Genomic DNA, 15,486 nt, shown 5'->3' on the forward strand with positions numbered 1-15,486 from the left:
AAAATATCCTTTATGACCAAAACTTATTTTAAATTTCCATAATATTTTAATGTATTTAATTTGATGATATCATTTAACCATAGTAAATAATTATCAAAGAGGAAGGATGATATTAATGAATTATTTTGAAGAAAGCTTAAAATTACATGAGGAAAAAGTTAGTAAAATTGAAGTGAAGATTTTAAAGGTGTTTTAAAGTAATTTAAAATGTTAATATTTATGATAATAAAAAGATTAGTTTAATAATTTATAAAAATGATAGATTAAGTGAGATAATATAAACTATAATAAAAGATGACAAATTTAGGAAGTATATACTATAGTATTTTCAATACTATTTTTAGGAGGACATTAATGAATAAATTAAAAGACTTAAAGTTGAAAAATCAACTTATTATTGTTACATATATAATGATTTTTCTTATTATTATAATAAAACCAACGTTAATACCAAATACTTTTAGGAAATTAATAACTGCATTTAAACCATTTATAATAGGTGGAGCAATTGCATTTTTGATTAATATTCCTATGAAACTTATTGAAGAAAAAATAGTAAAGCCTTTAGGTAAAAAGTATAAATATTTAGAAAAAATGTCTAGAGTTATAGCTTTGATATCTGCACTTACAATTGTTTCTGTTTTAATAGGTGCATTTATAAATTACATAGTGCCTCAGTTGCTTGATAGTTTAATAACTTTAACTGATGGAATTCCAGACTATATAAAATCACTGCAAAATTACATAACTGAAAATTTAAATAAGTTAGACGTAATTAAATATTTAAATACTGATATACCATCACTAATTCAAAAGGGATTATTATATATTAGCAATATTACAAATATGCTTATATCTAATTTATTTAACTTTACACTTGGTATAACTAATTTCTTTGTAAATTTATTTTTAGCTGTAATAATAGCTATATATATTTTACTTAGTAAAGAAAAACTTATGATACAATTTAAAAAATTAATATATGCTTTTATTAGTGAAAAGAAATGTGAAAAGATATTATATGTACTAAAGTTAACTAACTATAAATTCTCTAGATTTATATTAGGGCAATCTACAGATGGGTTAATACTAGGAACAGTATTTTTTATTGCACTTTCATTATTTAAAATACCATATGCACTGCTTATAAGTATATTAATACCTATTTCAAATTTTGTTCCAATTTTTGGTACATACATAGGTATAGCCATATCTGCATTTATAATTCTTATGGTAAAGCCTACAGCAGTAATATTATTTTTAGTAATAATAATTACGATACAACAAATAGATGGTAAATTTATATATCCAGTAGTAGTAGGAAACTCTTTAGGTCTTTCATCTTTATGGATATTACTAGCTATAGTTGTTGGAGGTAATTTATTTGGAATTTTAGGAATGTTATTAGGAATGCCACTTTTAAGTGTAGTGTATGAACTATTCTCACAAACTGTAAACAAAAGACTTAAAAATAAGGATATAGATATTTCTTAAGATTTTGAGATAATATATTATTCTATAGATGATTAATTAATATAAGATACAACTAAATTAATATTTTAAATGGCCTATTTATAGGTCATTTTTTTATGCGTATTTGGGATAATTATGAAATGTTAATAAAGCGTAATAAATGTAGTCATTTTAAAGTAAGACTTCTTTAATAAAATAAACATATAGAATTTATAAAATTAAAGGAGGAGATAAAAAATGAAGTATATACTAATGGCATTTCAAATTTTTCCATTGTCACTACTAATAACAGCTATAATTTATATTATAATTTGCAAAATAAAAAATATTAATATTAAAGGTCGCAATAGAACAAAGGCATTATCAGAGTTTGCATTAATAGGTTTTTTCGTAATGTTTATATACGTTACACAGATAATGGATTTTAATGGAGGTTTAGGGAGTGGATTAAATTTAAAACCACTACATCCATTTTATATATCTGCTAAATATGGAACAGTTAATGGAGGTATGATAAGCCAAATATGGTTAAATGTATTAATGTGTATACCTTTAGGGATTTTATTACCTATTGTATTTCCAAAACGTTTTGATAGATATTTACCTGTATTTATAGTATCTTTTGGACTAACTTTTGTTACAGAACTTATACAATTATTAACAGGTAGAAGTGCAGATATAGATGATATTATTGCAAATACAATTGGGGGATTATTAGGGTTTGCAATTTATATTTTTTATTATGGTATGCGTTACTTATTTAATAAAAAGAAAGGTGATGATACATTTAAAATCTCTAATTACAAATTAAAAGTTGTTATTTCGATAGCTATTTTACTAATAACATTTAGCCCTTTTGTAGTAATAAATATCATAGAGTCTCAAAGTGAATTTGGACATGTATATTATGGACATTTAATGCCGGAGAAGATTGTACTTAATAAGAATATAAGTACATCAGATACAAAGTCAGTAGTTTATAAGATTTATTTTACTGAAAGCCAAGAAGAAGTAGGAAAAAGAATAATTAAAAACTCAGGATTTAAAAACTATAAATTTGATAAAATTGAAGATAACACAATGGTATACAGTGAAGATGATAGCAAATCTATCTATGTATATAAAGATAATACCTGGAACATAACCTATGGAGTTGCAAATAAAGTAAATAAAAGAAAACTACCAAACGAAGAAAATGCTACTAAATTAGCAAAAACATATTTAGATAAATTTGAAATTGATACAAATAAATTAAAATATGTAAAGCTTGGAACTGATTATGGTGATGATAACTTGCATTTAATATTTGAACCTATAGAAGAGAAAAATAGTAAAATAAAATCTGTAGGTGAAGTAGTTGTTGAGATAGGTGAAGATGGGAAATTATTTGGAATAAGTGATAGACGAGTACAAGGAAAATATTATAAAGAGGTAGATATAATAAAACCAGAAAAGGCAGTTGAAGTTGCAAAAGATGTTGGTGTTGGGGATACTATGGGAACAGCATATATTAATGATATTAGACCTTCTTACTATGTACAAGAAGAGACAGGATACTTAATTCCTACATGGAATATTAAAGGAAACATTACTTATCCAAGTGGTCAAACTAGTGAGTGGAATCCTAATATAGAATCAATAAAATAGTTACAAATAAAACAATCTTTTATAAAAATTTAAGATTTATAAAAATAAGTTACTTAAAAGTGCCTAATTGTAGCTTATTTATTTAAGGATTATTATGTATTTAAGATAAATAAAGAAAAAATACATTAAATAATTTAGGGAGTTGGTTATATGAATTTTGATAACAAAGACACAGCATTAGTACTTGTAGATCCACAAAATGAATTTTTACATGAAATGGGAGCTGGATACTCATTAGCAAAGGATGTTTTAGAAAATAATAATACTATAGAAAATATAGAGTCTCTACTTAAAGCTTCAAAGGCAAAAGGATATAAAGTATTTGTATCACCACATTATTACTATCCACATGATCACAAGTGGCAATTTGGTACAAATGGTGAAAATATGATGCATGGTATGAAAATGTTTGAAAGAAAAGGTCCATCAGATGCAGTTGAAAAAGATTCAAGAGCAGATATATATGATTCATTTAAACCATATATAGAGGATGGAGAAACTGTAATAGCAAGTCCACATAAAATATTTGGACCTCAAACAAATGATTTAGTACTACAATTAAGAAAACAAAAAATTGACAAGGTAATACTAGGAGGAATGAACTCAAATATTTGTATCGAATCACATATGCGTGATTTAGTTGAACAAGGTTTTGAAGTTTATATAGCAAAAGATGCTACTGCTGCACCAGGAATGGATGCTTATAAAGCAGCTGAAGTAAACTTTGATATGCTATCAAGTGGATCACTTACAACAAAAGATGTTATAAGTAAATTAGTATAATAAAAAAGCTATATCATTGATTTGGTATAGCTTTTCATTATTAAGATAAAGTATCTAGAGCGTTAAATAACATTATATAATTAACGTATAAATGTAGATAAGCTTCTAAGTATAGGTTAAAAATAACAACCTGCTTACTTTTTTTTAGTAAGTATGTTAGAATGTAGGCAGGTGGTGATTGGATATGGAAAAATACCATATGTGTCCAAAGTTTGAAAATGCCTTTGAATTATTAGGAAAGAGATGGACTGGATTAATTATAAGAACATTGCTAAGCGGACAAAAGCGTTTTTCTGATATAGCAGATGCAATACCAAATATGAGTGCTCGTATGTTAACAGAAAGATTTAAAGAATTAGAAAGCGAAGGAATTGTTATTAGAAAAGTTTATCCAGAAACACCTGTACGTATAGAATATGAACTTACAGAAAAAGGACAAGAACTTGAAGCTGTTATGAATGAAATTCAAAACTGGGCGGAAAAATGGAATTAAATAAAATAATATAAAATAAATAAAAAGAATCTTCTATTGATTTAGGGGGTTCTTTTTATTTATTAAAAAACTATTGACTAATTATGATTAGCATGTGATAATAATTTTAAAGTTAGTAACTAAAAGTAAGTAACTATAAAATTTAGTTTTAATGAAAATATGTAAGGATATAAATAATTTTATTGAAGTATATATGGATAGTTTAAATTTAAAATATATTAAAAAGGAGTGTTATAAAATGTTAAGAAAAATAGATAGTAAAAATATGGGAAGTAGTAATCTTGGATGGTTAGAAAGTAAATTTCACTTTTCATTTGCAGAGTATTATAATCCAAATAATATGAATTTTGGAGTTTTAAGAGTTATAAATGATGATTTAATTCAACCTAATACTGGATTTGGAACTCATCCTCATAGAGATATGGAAATAGTATCATATGTTGTTAATGGTGAACTTACTCATGAAGATAGTATGGGTAATAAAAATACTATAAGTCGTGGGCATGTTCAGTACATGAGTGCGGGAACAGGGGTTTATCATAGTGAGTATAACTTTGGAAAAGATACATTAAGACTTTTACAAATATGGATTTTACCTGATAAACAAGGATATAAACCTGACTATGGAGATTATAAATTTAATTGGAATGATAGACAAAATAAATGGCTTCATATTGTCTCAGGAGAAGATAAAGATGCACCAATAAAAATAAACCAGGATATGAATATTTACTTTTTAGAACTTGAAAAAGGAAAAGAAATTGATTTTAAAGTTAATGAAAAAAGACAAGCTTATCTAGTTCAAATAGAAGGAAATTCATCAATTAATAAAATTGAATTAAATGAAAGAGATGCAATGGAAATAGTTGAGGAAGATATTTTAATTAAAGCAAAAGAAACTTCTCATATTTTAATTTTAGAAATGAATAAACAAGATTAATATTAAAATAGATTTATTTAAGGACTTACAAATAACCGTATCACAAATAAGTGATGCGGTTCTTTCATTAAAAGTATGTTATCATAAGATGATATTTTATATAATAATGCAAATAAAAGACATAAATTATGAGTAATGTATCAAATTTATATAAGAAACAGAATAAGTCTATTGGAAGTTTAGATTTAAGTACCAATTCAATTAATGAAGCATCTGCGGTAGTTTTAGTATTTAATGCATTTTCTAATTTTGAAGAAGACTATAACCACCATAGATTACTTACTGATACTCAATCAATAGGTGCTGCTATACAAAATATGATATTAGGGGCACATAATTTTGGATTAGGTACTCTTTGGATTTGTGATATTTTTTATTGTAATAATGAAATATGCTCGTGGTTAAACTGTAAAGAAGAACTTGTAGCAGCAGTAGCAATAGGGTATCCAAACCAATCCCCATATCCACGAAAATCACTACAAGAAGTTACACAATGGATGTATTAAGAAAATCAAAAACAAATATTTTATATAATTTATTTGATACAACTCAATAAAGGCTATAAAATAAGGAAGATGGAGGGGGATCATGAAAGAAAAATTTCGTTCTGCTTTAGGGATGTCATATTTTATATATGTACCACTTTTTATATCAATTATAAATAAAGCAGTACAAATAGGATTATTTAAAGATAACAACCCTATAACACACATATTTGAAAAAATAAATTTTGAATCACCAGTAGGTGTAGGTAGTACCTTATTCTTTATTATTTTTTACTCGATTACTTTTTATATTATAAAATCGGATACTGATAAAATAATAATATATGAAGATGAAAATATAAAAAATAAAATTCACAAAAAGTTAATTATATATAAGATAATAGTAGTGTTAACCATTGGGTTTGGAACATATATAACCTTAGCTTCTAATAATATAGACATATTATTTACAAGTATATTTCTAATAATAGATAGCGTACTTATTCTCTATGCAAAAGAAGGATATTTAAAATCTTATTTATACAATAGGCAACTTCGATGGTTTAAAGAAATAAATAATGAAGATATCTATAAAGATACTTATAAATGGAGAAAAAAATGTAAGTTTAATGGATATGTAAAAATAAATTTAAATTATAGATATATGAATATACTTAAGTATATACCAACAATTGTTTTTGCAATAGTTTTTATGATGCCAGATTCGATTTTAATAAGGCTTTTAATGGGATATATTTTATTATTTAATATTGCCGCGGTAATAGAAAATTTATTTAGCCTTTATACAAGTACTAAAGGAGTATGTACATCAGTTAAAAGATGTAGTAATAAAGGAAATAGATACTATATAATAGTTGTTACAGACTATGAAAATAAAACAGAGATGGAATTTAGAATAGAAGAACTATTTAATATATGTGAAATGGACACGGTAGAAGTGGTATATGGAGTGTTTAGTAAAAGATGTATAATGATAAATAATTTTATTAATATGCCAAAGAAAAGTCTTAAAGGTACCTATTTTTCATTATTTGCATTTTTGGTAATTATAATAGGTATATTTATAAAAACTTTTACAGTGCATACAAACGAGCATGAATATAACAATGCTACATACGAAGATACTGAATATAAAAATGATATAGAATATATGGATAATCCAGATATAGTATTAACAGGACAAGAAATTTTAGATTTATATGAAAATACTAAAAAAGATAAGCTTGATTATGAGATTTTTCATCCTGAGGAGTACTATGTAGAATCTACATTCAATACATTTGAACATTATGAAGGAATGGTTAAGAGACAAATAGTAGATGAAAAAAGGTATGGTCAAATTTTATATCCATATTCTTATGATAGCTACGATAATAATATAACTCTTCAAAGGAAAAGTGCAATGTATTTAATAAGTTTAGTGTTACCTTCAGATGCAAAGGAAGAGAGGTTGTTAGTTAATGAAGGTTATGGAATAGAGAGTAGAGTTTATTCATCTAGTAGAGGAACTTTTGTAGTTAGAATGCAAAGAAAGCAATACTTTAATGGTACAGAGCCTTATTATAACAAGGATGAAATAGTAGATATTAAGTATCTTAAACTTATAGAATAAATAATAGTTAATCTTATCATAAGTAAGGTATAATGATTTTAGAATATAAATAATAAAAAGAACAGTATAGGATAAAAAGTGCTGTTCTTTTTTATTATTTTCATTCATTTACATTATTTCAACTAGTTTTGAGATATGCACTTTTTAGGACAAGAAAGTTCACATGCTCCACAATCAACACAAGCTGATGAATTTATTATTCTTTTTTTATCTTCTAATTGTGCTATACATCCGACTATACATACTCTTTCACAGGTTCCACAAGCTACACAATTAAATTTATCAATTATTCTAGGCATAGTATACTCCCTTTATAAAGTCTGTTTACAAGAGTTAACTGTAACTTCTAATACTCTTGTTAAGAAAGGAAATTTATCTCTCATCATTTTAAAGTTATCCCCATCTTTTAAGAATTTAGCAGTTCCCTCAAGTAAAAATCCAGTTCCCATATATCTATAGCCCATTACTTCGTGGCTACCTAGCGTTAATTTAACATTAGGATTAATATTTATATTATTCTCTGTGTTTATCATTGCAGCAGCTGGAATTAATATTTTATTTTCTTCTACAATAACTAGATAGCTATTCCACGTATTTGATACATGAGCCTCATTATTTGCACAAGTAACAATAGAAACAACTCCTTCATTATTTAAAACCTCTAAAAATTTTTCTGTAAACATTTTATATTCCTCCTTGAATTATAGATAAATATTATCGTCGATAAATATTGTCTGGAATTATAATATAATAATTTTTTTAATGTGTCAATAAAAAGTTCGCTTTGCTCATGTCGCTCAAGTAGTTTGACCACACGTGGCTCAAACGGTTTTGCCCGTTGATAAAAATCTTATTTTAAGTTGAATACAAGTAAGGTATCTTGAATCAAATTTAATAATAATGTATGATAAAGGTATTATTTTTTTTAGGAGCGTAAAATTAAATGAAATTTTCAGTAGGAGTAGAATATGCACTACATTGTTTACTATATATGGTTAATTTAGAAGAAGGCAAATCAATTGGAATTAGAGATTTAGCAACATTTCAAGGTATATCAGAAAGCTATTTGTCAAAGGTATATGCAAGATTAAGTAAAGCTGGAATAGTAAAATCTGTATCAGGAGTAAAGGGAGGATATGCATTAGCCCGTAGTGCAGATAAGATAACATTTTGGGATGTCGTAGAAGCTGTAGAGGGAAGCGAACCATTCTTTCAATGTGCAGAGATAAGACAAAATAATATATTACTAGATAAGGATAATTTACCAGATACACATACTAAGTGCCCTTGCTTAATAAAGGTAGTAATGTCAGAAGCTGAAAATGAAATGAAAAAATATTTAAGTAATAAGACATTAGAATGGCTATATAATCAAGTGTATAACAAGATACTTCCAAAAGAAATGGAACAAGCAACAATCGAATGGTTTAAAAATACAAAAAATAATATTATAAATACACCAAAAGGTGGGAGGATAGGCCATGAATAAAGAAGAACAACTAAAAGAGGGTTTTAGAGATTTGTATAGCAAGATGGATTGGCTTAATAGACTTAAGATGGAAGAGGCACTCAAAGGATATAAGTCTTCTGAAATTCATTGCATGGAATATATTGAAAAAAATACAGATTCAAATGTGACAAAGCTTGCAGATGCTTTTTATATGACAAGAGGTGGCATAAGTAAAATAATCAAGAAACTTATAAATAATGGACTAATGGAAAGTTACCAAAAGCCAGATAATAAAAAGGAAATATATTTTAGACTGACTGAAAAAGGAAAAGAAGTTAACAAAGTGCACGAGAAACTGCACAAAGAATTTGAAGAACGTGATAAAGCAATATTTGATCAAGTAACTGATGAACAATATGAAAGTATATTTAGCTTTATAAAAATCTATAGTAACCATTTAGATACAGAAATAAAGAAAGTGCGTGAGGATGTTAAATCCAAATAAAAAATGCAGCCTAACTTAATTGAAAAGAAGGCTGCATTTTTTATTATTGATATTTTGTTGACAAGGAAACAAAATGGTGATACGATTGATATGTTTCCAAGGAAACAAAAATTAAAAAGGAGAAACACTAACTATGAATAAAAAGACAATATTATCAAAAGATTTTTTACTTGTTGCAGTAGGGCAGATTATTTCCCTATTTGGCAATCAAATATTAAGATATGCACTTCCACTTTATTTACTAAATAAAACAGGTTCGTCTGTATTATTTGGTAGCATTATGGCATCTTCCTTTATACCTATGATTTTACTCTTCCCTATAGGAGGTATAATTGCAGACCGTTTCAACAAAAGAAACATCATGGTAATTCTAGATTTTAGTACGGCAATACTGATTTTTATGTTTTATTTGCTAACAGGTAAAATGGATATTGTTTTACTAATGGCGATTACACTGATTATTTTATATGGCATACAAGGTGCCTATCAACCAGCAGTTAAGTCAAGCATACCTGCTTTGCTAGATAAAGAGTATATAATGAAAGGAAATTCAATTGTTGATATAATTAACTCTTTGGGAAATATGATTGGACCAGTAATTGGTGGCATACTATATTCAATTGTGGGATTAACACCGATACTATATGTGAGTATAGCTTGTTTTTTTCTTTCAGCACTAATGGAAATGTTTATTAATATTCCATTTGAAAGAGAGAAAGCAAAAGGTAACCTACTAGCTACAGGCTTTAATGATTTAAAAGAAAGCTTTACATTTATGTTTAAGGAGAAACCTGTTTTATTGAAAATGTCTTTAGTATTTGCCTGTGTAAATTTATTACTAACTACTTTAATTTTAGTTGGATTACCAGTCTTAATTACACAGCACTTAGGATTTGAACCTAACAAAGCTAATAGACTTTACGGATACGCACAAGGAGTAATGGCTTTTGGTAGTATATTAGGAGGTTTGCTTGCAGGAGTATTTTCAAAGAAATTGAAATTAAAAACAAGTCCATTGCTTCTAATAGGATGTTCATTATCTGTATTAATAGGAGGCATCGCGTTACAACTACTAAAAGATCCAATAAAAATTTATATTGCACTAGTACTTGGAGGTGTTTTATTACTGATATTTTCCACATTATTTTCTATTCAAATAATGACATATCAACAAATTTTAACACCAAAAAATTTAACTGGAAAAGTAATTTCATGTGTTATGTGCATCTGCATGTGCACAAATCCCCTTGGTCAGTTTATTTATGGTGTTGTATTTGACAAAATAGGAAACCGCATGTATATTCCATTTTATGTAGCAGGATTTATAATGATGATAATTAGTATTTTTACTCGTCATATATTCTATGAAATTGATGGTCGTATGGAAGAAAAAGCAAATTCTAATATATTTTAAAATTATTTAAGATTTAGAGTGAAAATAATTGATAAAAGTAGTTAAGTATATTACACTATGATTTATAAATGAACAAAAATTCATTCATAAAAGGAGATATACATGCCTAAGACAAAAAGACAATGTGAAGAAATAAGAGAGAAAATGAACAAAAAAATTATAGAAGGTGCTATTATTTACTTTGCAAAAAATGGTTATGCAGGTACTAAAATTAGTCAATTAGCAAAGTCTATAGGGATTGGTCAAGGAACACTATATAATTATTTTACTTCTAAAGAAGAGTTATTTCTAGAAATACTAAAGAAGCTTAAATTACAAAATGAAAGTGGATTTGAGAACTTAGCGAAGGTACATATAGATGCAGAAAGTAAAATAAAGTTAATTTCAGAGAGTATTATTAAAGAAATTGAAAATAAGACTATTACAGCATACTCATTTGTACTAAATATAAGAATGATAGAAGAAGGTACTATTGATAATGTATTTACAAAATCTTATGAAAATGCGCCTACAAAAATACTAGAAAATATTATTTTACAAGGCCAAAGTGAAGGTCGTGTCGTTAATGGAGATGCTTATAAATTAGCTGACTATTATTGGAGTGTTGTTCATACATTAGCCCTTATGAATATAAATAGTAAACAAAATAAAAATATAGATCAAAATTGGTTGGATAGAATTTTATTAAAAGATAGGTAGGTGAAAAATTTGCTAGATTTAATAAAAGGTATTAGCGTTGAGGTAGCAGGATATTTAGCGGTTACTATGTTAGTATTAATTATTATAGTTCATGGACTGATTATATTAAAAATATTACCTTATACATGGATAAATGGAGGAAAAAGTACATCCTATGAATCTCAAAGAAAACAATCTATATTAGGAATAATAGTATTAACAATATCAATAGTATTATTACTTGTTGCAAGTGAAATCATTACTGTTAGCATACCAAGTATATTATTTAGTATAGTACATATTGTATTGTGGATTATGGTTATACTGCTTGTAGTTAGTATCATAATGCAACTTTTGGGAACATATTTTGAAAAATATGTAATGAGTATAATAGCATTTATATTATTAGTATGCGTGCTTAGGATTGCGATATAGATAAAACTATGGAAAGTGTGCTGTATAGAGTAAAGTATGTAAAACCGTATCACAAATAAGTGATACGGTTTTTTATTAATAAACGATGCAGTTATATTTCAACTTCAATTTCAGATATATTTAATGCTTTTCCACCTACCAGCACCTCAACAATCTCTTTATTTTGAACTGCCAAGGAAACAATTATTTCTGAAGGTTTTTTCATTGAATAACCTTGTTCAATAACTATATACTCAGTATTGTTAGGATTGATTTTATCATATTTAAACAGATAACATGCAAGAGCTCCGTTAGATGTACCAGTTGCAGACTCTTCTGGTATTCCGTAAAGAGGTGCAAAATTTCTGCAGTGAGCATCTGAACCATTAACTGTCTCTAGTGTAAAGATATGATAACCAACAGAATTATATTTTTTGCTAATCTCTTCTACCTTTTCAAAATCTGGTTTTATCCCTGTTAATATTTCTAAATTTTTGATAGGAACGATGATGTCTCTTAGACCGGTAGATACTATTTGAACTGGTAAATTTTCTTCTATTTCAGATAGAGTAATATTCAAAGAATCTGCAATTTCTTCTTTACAGATTGTTTCGTAAAAGGTTGGAAGATTCTGATTCATTATGATTGACATATCTTCTTTTATTTCTATATTTAAAATTCCTGCCTTAGTTTCCTGTGTATATATACCGGGCTTTATTTGACCTAGACTCAATAATAAATAATAAACTCCTACTGTAGCGTGTCCGCAAAGGTCTACTTCTTCAGTAGGGGTAAAAAATCTTACCTTAAAGTCTGCAATGTCTGACTTCATTACATAGGCAGTCTCACTAAAACCAATTATACCTGAAATATTTCTCATATCATTTTCCAATAGAGAATCAGCATTAAACACAACCGCGGCAGGATTTCCTCCTTCAATGGATTTTGCAAATGAGTTTAATGTAAAAGCTTTTATTTTCATAATACTAAATCTATCTCCCTTCATGAACTTTATAGTTTTTATAAGTTATAAAGTAATTTAACATTTAACAAGAAAATCCTCCTAGTAATAAAGAATCATAAATTATTGATTGGTGATTAAGTAATGTAACTATCAGTCTAATAACTTTAACTTTAATTTGTATGTTATTAAAATGCGTTAAAAATTTAATGGTAAACAAATTCTTTACCAATGAAAATAAAAAATATATACATGCTATAATGGTTTAAACCAATAAGCGAAAGGTAGATGAATAGATTATGAAAGAACAACACATAATTGAAGTTAATAAAGACATTTGTATTGGATGTGGTCTTTGTAAAAATGATTGCCCAGTAAATAATATAGTTATTAAAGATAAAAAATCAGTAATAAAAAATCAAGATTGTATAAAGTGTGGGCATTGTGTAGCTATTTGTCCCACAAAGGCTATTACAATGACAGGATTTGATGAACCGCCGATTGAATTTACAAAACAGACTACTTTAGATCCAAATGAATTGTTAATGGCAATTAAGTCAAGAAGAACAATACGTAAGTTTAAAAATAAAGAAGTACCTTCAGAAATTATAGAACAAATTATTGAGGCAGGTAGGTTTACACCTAGTGCTAAAAATGCACAAGATGTATCATACATTGTTTTAGGTGAGGATAAAAGTAAGTATGAAGAAATTGCAGTAAAATTTTTTAGAAGAATAAAACCAATCGTAAGTCTTTGGATGAAAGATGCAAAAGAAGTTACGATTGATGATAATTTCTTTTTCAAAAAGGCACCTATTGCAATAATAGTAGTAACGAAAGATAAGATTAGTGGTTCACTTGCAGCATCAAATATGTCATTAATGGCAGAGTCTTTTGGACTAGGTGTACTATATAGTGGATTTTTTACAAGTGTAGTAAATAATTCACCAAAATTACGAAAACTTTTAAATCTAAAATCAAAGGGTTATGTGTTGACAACTCTAGTTCTTGGATACCCAGATGTGAAATACAGACGTACTGCACAAAAAGAGACTGCGAATGTCAGATATTTATAAATGTTAAGGAGGACTTATGGAAAAAGAATGTCAGGAAAGATTAAAAGAAATAACATCTAAGTTTAAAGTATGCCGTAAAGCTATTTCTGCTATGGGGGATGAAACTAGACAGTTGATTCTACTTACACTTTTGGAGAGTGACTTTAATGGAATTCGAGTAGGAGAAATCACAGAGAAAACACATCTATCTAGACCAGCTGTATCCCATCACCTTAAAATACTAAAAGAAGCGGAAATTGTGAATGTACGTAAAGAAGGTACAAGAAATTATTACTATCTTGATTCAAAGGAATCTCAGTGGGAAATACTAACTGAACTGATAAATCTTATATTTACTGGAATACAACACATTAGTAAAGATGATTCAAGGAAAGAGGAATAGATCAGGAATATTAATAATAGGGTCTAGTTTGAATGGTAATACACCATTTAAACTAGACCCTATTATTAATATTATATATTTATTTTGGGCAAACATACCTTATCATACCCTTACTGTTTTTGCCATATTATTTTTGTTTCAGTTACCATAGAAAATAAGAATAAAATTCAAGGAAGATTTAAAGAATTACTTAATGAATTGAACAAGTCAAATGATTTTAGACTGTTCAATAATATTAGAGATGCTGAAAATTGGATTATAAATGCTAATTTAAGGGTAGAATGTTTTGCTGTAAAAACAGCCTTATACGAAAATTTAATCTTTCATAGAAAGCTGTTTTACAGTGATTTTTGATTAGTATCTGTAGTTATGTTCAGCAGACTCTGCATCTGCTTTAGTTTTATGAACTGTATCACGTGGATGTTCAGGTGGAGCATAGATAGCGTATAATTTAAGTGCTTTATTTCCTGTATTAATTACATTGTGCCATTTACCAGCAGGTATCATTATAGCGTAGTCATCAGAGATTTGTCTTTGAAAATCTAAATTATCTTTACTATCTCCCATCTTAACAAGTCCTTCACCTTCTTCAATACGTATAAATTGATCACCTGTTGGATGAACTTCTAAACCTATGTCATCTCCAACATTAATGCTCATTAAGGTAACTTGTAAATTATTTCCCGTCCATAAAGCAGTACGAAAAGTATTATTTTGCTCAGTAGCCTCATCAATATTAACTACAAACGGTTCAGAACCATAATCTTTTAATTTAGTAAATGGTCTCTTATATATTGATGTTTTATGTGGATACATATTATACATTTGTGCGTTACCCCAGAAAAGGTATGGGTACATATTATACATTTGTGTGTTAATCCAGCAAGGATATGGATATGGTTTAGGAATATTATACATATTTATCTCCCCTTTTATATACTTTATAACATTATATGATATATGTTTAGATAAGATGATTGCCTAACAATTTTAGTAGAGTAAGGAAGAAAATCTATATCACAAGTAACGTAGCATGCTTTATAGTATTGCTATAAGACTGTCTAAATACAGAATATATTATCGAAAAATGTAAAAATTGGTATTATAAAATAAATATTAAAAATATATTTGTTTTATGATAAAATGAATTTA

The 15,486-nt window shown here is 27.2% G+C and carries 18 protein-coding genes; 14 read left to right on the forward strand and 4 right to left on the reverse strand.

Annotation, left to right across the window (positions count from 1 at the left end):
* Positions 1 to 354 precede the first annotated feature (354 nt).
* The 7 genes from JNUCC81_RS05525 to JNUCC81_RS05555 all read left to right on the forward strand — a co-directional run bounded on the left by JNUCC81_RS05525 (position 355) and on the right by JNUCC81_RS05555 (position 7,454).
* Positions 355 to 1,494 carry an AI-2E family transporter gene (locus JNUCC81_RS05525; protein ID WP_454095670.1) on the forward strand — a complete coding sequence of 380 codons (1,140 nt, stop codon included), beginning with the start codon at positions 355 to 357 and terminating at the stop codon, positions 1,492 to 1,494.
* A 216-nt stretch (positions 1,495 to 1,710) separates the two neighbouring features.
* Complete coding sequence (locus tag JNUCC81_RS05530) at positions 1,711 to 3,120, forward strand: VanZ family protein (protein WP_454095671.1); 1,410 nt, start codon at positions 1,711 to 1,713, stop codon at positions 3,118 to 3,120.
* A gap of 150 nt (positions 3,121 to 3,270) precedes the next feature.
* Positions 3,271 to 3,903, forward strand: coding sequence for a cysteine hydrolase (locus JNUCC81_RS05535; RefSeq protein WP_454095672.1), 633 nt, complete (start codon positions 3,271 to 3,273; stop codon positions 3,901 to 3,903).
* Positions 3,904 to 4,087: 184 nt separating this feature from the next.
* The gene (locus tag JNUCC81_RS05540) at positions 4,088 to 4,396 is read left to right on the forward strand and encodes a winged helix-turn-helix transcriptional regulator (protein WP_454095673.1); all 309 of its coding nucleotides are present in this window, start codon (positions 4,088 to 4,090) and stop codon (positions 4,394 to 4,396) included.
* A gap of 238 nt (positions 4,397 to 4,634) precedes the next feature.
* Positions 4,635 to 5,336 (forward strand): pirin family protein, encoded by a 702-nt coding sequence (locus tag JNUCC81_RS05545; RefSeq protein ID WP_454095674.1) that lies wholly within the window; start codon positions 4,635 to 4,637, stop codon positions 5,334 to 5,336.
* 128 nt (positions 5,337 to 5,464) lie between these two features.
* Positions 5,465 to 5,842 (forward strand): nitroreductase family protein, encoded by a 378-nt coding sequence (locus tag JNUCC81_RS05550; RefSeq protein WP_454095675.1) that lies wholly within the window; start codon positions 5,465 to 5,467, stop codon positions 5,840 to 5,842.
* An 82-nt stretch (positions 5,843 to 5,924) separates the two neighbouring features.
* Positions 5,925 to 7,454, forward strand: a complete 1,530-nt coding sequence (locus JNUCC81_RS05555) for a hypothetical protein (RefSeq protein WP_454095676.1) — start codon at positions 5,925 to 5,927, stop codon at positions 7,452 to 7,454.
* Between the two features lie 122 nt (positions 7,455 to 7,576).
* Here the strand turns inward: JNUCC81_RS05555 and JNUCC81_RS05560 are convergent, their stop codons facing one another.
* On the reverse strand, positions 7,577 to 7,753 hold the full coding sequence (locus tag JNUCC81_RS05560) for an ATP-binding protein (RefSeq protein ID WP_208332248.1): 177 nt from the start codon (positions 7,751 to 7,753) through the stop codon (positions 7,577 to 7,579).
* 12 nt (positions 7,754 to 7,765) lie between these two features.
* Positions 7,766 to 8,137, reverse strand: coding sequence for a pyridoxamine 5'-phosphate oxidase family protein (locus tag JNUCC81_RS05565; protein WP_208332249.1), 372 nt, complete (start codon positions 8,135 to 8,137; stop codon positions 7,766 to 7,768).
* A 260-nt stretch (positions 8,138 to 8,397) separates the two neighbouring features.
* On the opposite strand from JNUCC81_RS05565, the gene JNUCC81_RS05570 reads away from it, so the two are divergent.
* The 5 genes from JNUCC81_RS05570 (at position 8,398) to JNUCC81_RS05590 (ending at position 11,936) form a co-directional block, all read left to right on the forward strand.
* On the forward strand, positions 8,398 to 8,943 hold the full coding sequence (locus tag JNUCC81_RS05570) for an RrF2 family transcriptional regulator (RefSeq protein ID WP_454095677.1): 546 nt from the start codon (positions 8,398 to 8,400) through the stop codon (positions 8,941 to 8,943).
* Complete coding sequence (locus tag JNUCC81_RS05575) at positions 8,936 to 9,409, forward strand: MarR family transcriptional regulator (RefSeq protein WP_454095678.1); 474 nt, start codon at positions 8,936 to 8,938, stop codon at positions 9,407 to 9,409. Before JNUCC81_RS05570 ends, JNUCC81_RS05575 begins: the two co-directional genes overlap by 8 nt.
* A 133-nt stretch (positions 9,410 to 9,542) precedes the next feature.
* On the forward strand, positions 9,543 to 10,823 hold the full coding sequence (locus JNUCC81_RS05580; RefSeq protein ID WP_454095679.1) for an MFS transporter: 1,281 nt from the start codon (positions 9,543 to 9,545) through the stop codon (positions 10,821 to 10,823).
* A 102-nt stretch (positions 10,824 to 10,925) separates the two neighbouring features.
* Entirely contained in the window at positions 10,926 to 11,522 is a 597-nt protein-coding gene (locus JNUCC81_RS05585) for a TetR/AcrR family transcriptional regulator (protein ID WP_454095680.1), read from the forward strand.
* 9 nt (positions 11,523 to 11,531) lie between these two features.
* A complete protein-coding gene (locus JNUCC81_RS05590; protein ID WP_454095681.1) occupies positions 11,532 to 11,936 on the forward strand; it encodes a hypothetical protein in 405 nt (134 codons plus the stop codon).
* Between the two features lie 91 nt (positions 11,937 to 12,027).
* Here JNUCC81_RS05590 and JNUCC81_RS05595 read toward each other — a convergent pair whose 3' ends face one another.
* The gene (locus JNUCC81_RS05595; RefSeq protein ID WP_454095682.1) at positions 12,028 to 12,897 is read right to left on the reverse strand and encodes a PhzF family phenazine biosynthesis protein; all 870 of its coding nucleotides are present in this window, start codon (positions 12,895 to 12,897) and stop codon (positions 12,028 to 12,030) included.
* Positions 12,898 to 13,175: 278 nt separating this feature from the next.
* Between JNUCC81_RS05595 and JNUCC81_RS05600 the strand changes: the two genes are divergently transcribed.
* Together JNUCC81_RS05600 and JNUCC81_RS05605 are read left to right on the forward strand one after the other, a co-directional pair.
* The gene (locus tag JNUCC81_RS05600; RefSeq protein WP_454095683.1) at positions 13,176 to 13,952 is read left to right on the forward strand and encodes a nitroreductase family protein; all 777 of its coding nucleotides are present in this window, start codon (positions 13,176 to 13,178) and stop codon (positions 13,950 to 13,952) included.
* A 16-nt stretch (positions 13,953 to 13,968) separates the two neighbouring features.
* On the forward strand, positions 13,969 to 14,334 hold the full coding sequence (locus JNUCC81_RS05605) for an ArsR/SmtB family transcription factor (protein WP_454095684.1): 366 nt from the start codon (positions 13,969 to 13,971) through the stop codon (positions 14,332 to 14,334).
* Positions 14,335 to 14,688: 354 nt separating this feature from the next.
* On the opposite strand, the gene JNUCC81_RS05610 is transcribed toward JNUCC81_RS05605, so the two are convergent.
* Positions 14,689 to 15,252: a cupin domain-containing protein gene (locus JNUCC81_RS05610; RefSeq protein ID WP_454095685.1), complete on the reverse strand. Its 564-nt coding sequence runs from the start codon at positions 15,250 to 15,252 to the stop codon at positions 14,689 to 14,691.
* Positions 15,253 to 15,486: the final 234 nt, after the last annotated feature.

This window comes from Faecalimicrobium sp. JNUCC 81 (genome assembly GCF_053667625.1).

Coding starts and splice junctions, on each gene's coding strand:
- JNUCC81_RS05525 (WP_454095670.1), top strand. CDS start 355: ATGAATAAATTAAAAGACTTAAAGTTGAAAAATCAACTTATTATTGTT.
- JNUCC81_RS05530 (WP_454095671.1), top strand. CDS start 1,711: ATGAAGTATATACTAATGGCATTTCAAATTTTTCCATTGTCACTACTA.
- JNUCC81_RS05535 (WP_454095672.1), top strand. CDS start 3,271: ATGAATTTTGATAACAAAGACACAGCATTAGTACTTGTAGATCCACAA.
- JNUCC81_RS05540 (WP_454095673.1), top strand. CDS start 4,088: ATGGAAAAATACCATATGTGTCCAAAGTTTGAAAATGCCTTTGAATTA.
- JNUCC81_RS05545 (WP_454095674.1), top strand. CDS start 4,635: ATGTTAAGAAAAATAGATAGTAAAAATATGGGAAGTAGTAATCTTGGA.
- JNUCC81_RS05550 (WP_454095675.1), top strand. CDS start 5,465: ATGAGTAATGTATCAAATTTATATAAGAAACAGAATAAGTCTATTGGA.
- JNUCC81_RS05555 (WP_454095676.1), top strand. CDS start 5,925: ATGAAAGAAAAATTTCGTTCTGCTTTAGGGATGTCATATTTTATATAT.
- JNUCC81_RS05560 (WP_208332248.1), bottom strand. CDS start 7,753: ATGCCTAGAATAATTGATAAATTTAATTGTGTAGCTTGTGGAACCTGT.
- JNUCC81_RS05565 (WP_208332249.1), bottom strand. CDS start 8,137: ATGTTTACAGAAAAATTTTTAGAGGTTTTAAATAATGAAGGAGTTGTT.
- JNUCC81_RS05570 (WP_454095677.1), top strand. CDS start 8,398: ATGAAATTTTCAGTAGGAGTAGAATATGCACTACATTGTTTACTATAT.
- JNUCC81_RS05575 (WP_454095678.1), top strand. CDS start 8,936: ATGAATAAAGAAGAACAACTAAAAGAGGGTTTTAGAGATTTGTATAGC.
- JNUCC81_RS05580 (WP_454095679.1), top strand. CDS start 9,543: ATGAATAAAAAGACAATATTATCAAAAGATTTTTTACTTGTTGCAGTA.
- JNUCC81_RS05585 (WP_454095680.1), top strand. CDS start 10,926: ATGCCTAAGACAAAAAGACAATGTGAAGAAATAAGAGAGAAAATGAAC.
- JNUCC81_RS05595 (WP_454095682.1), bottom strand. CDS start 12,897: ATGAAAATAAAAGCTTTTACATTAAACTCATTTGCAAAATCCATTGAA.
- JNUCC81_RS05600 (WP_454095683.1), top strand. CDS start 13,176: ATGAAAGAACAACACATAATTGAAGTTAATAAAGACATTTGTATTGGA.
- JNUCC81_RS05605 (WP_454095684.1), top strand. CDS start 13,969: ATGGAAAAAGAATGTCAGGAAAGATTAAAAGAAATAACATCTAAGTTT.
- JNUCC81_RS05610 (WP_454095685.1), bottom strand. CDS start 15,252: ATGTATAATATTCCTAAACCATATCCATATCCTTGCTGGATTAACACA.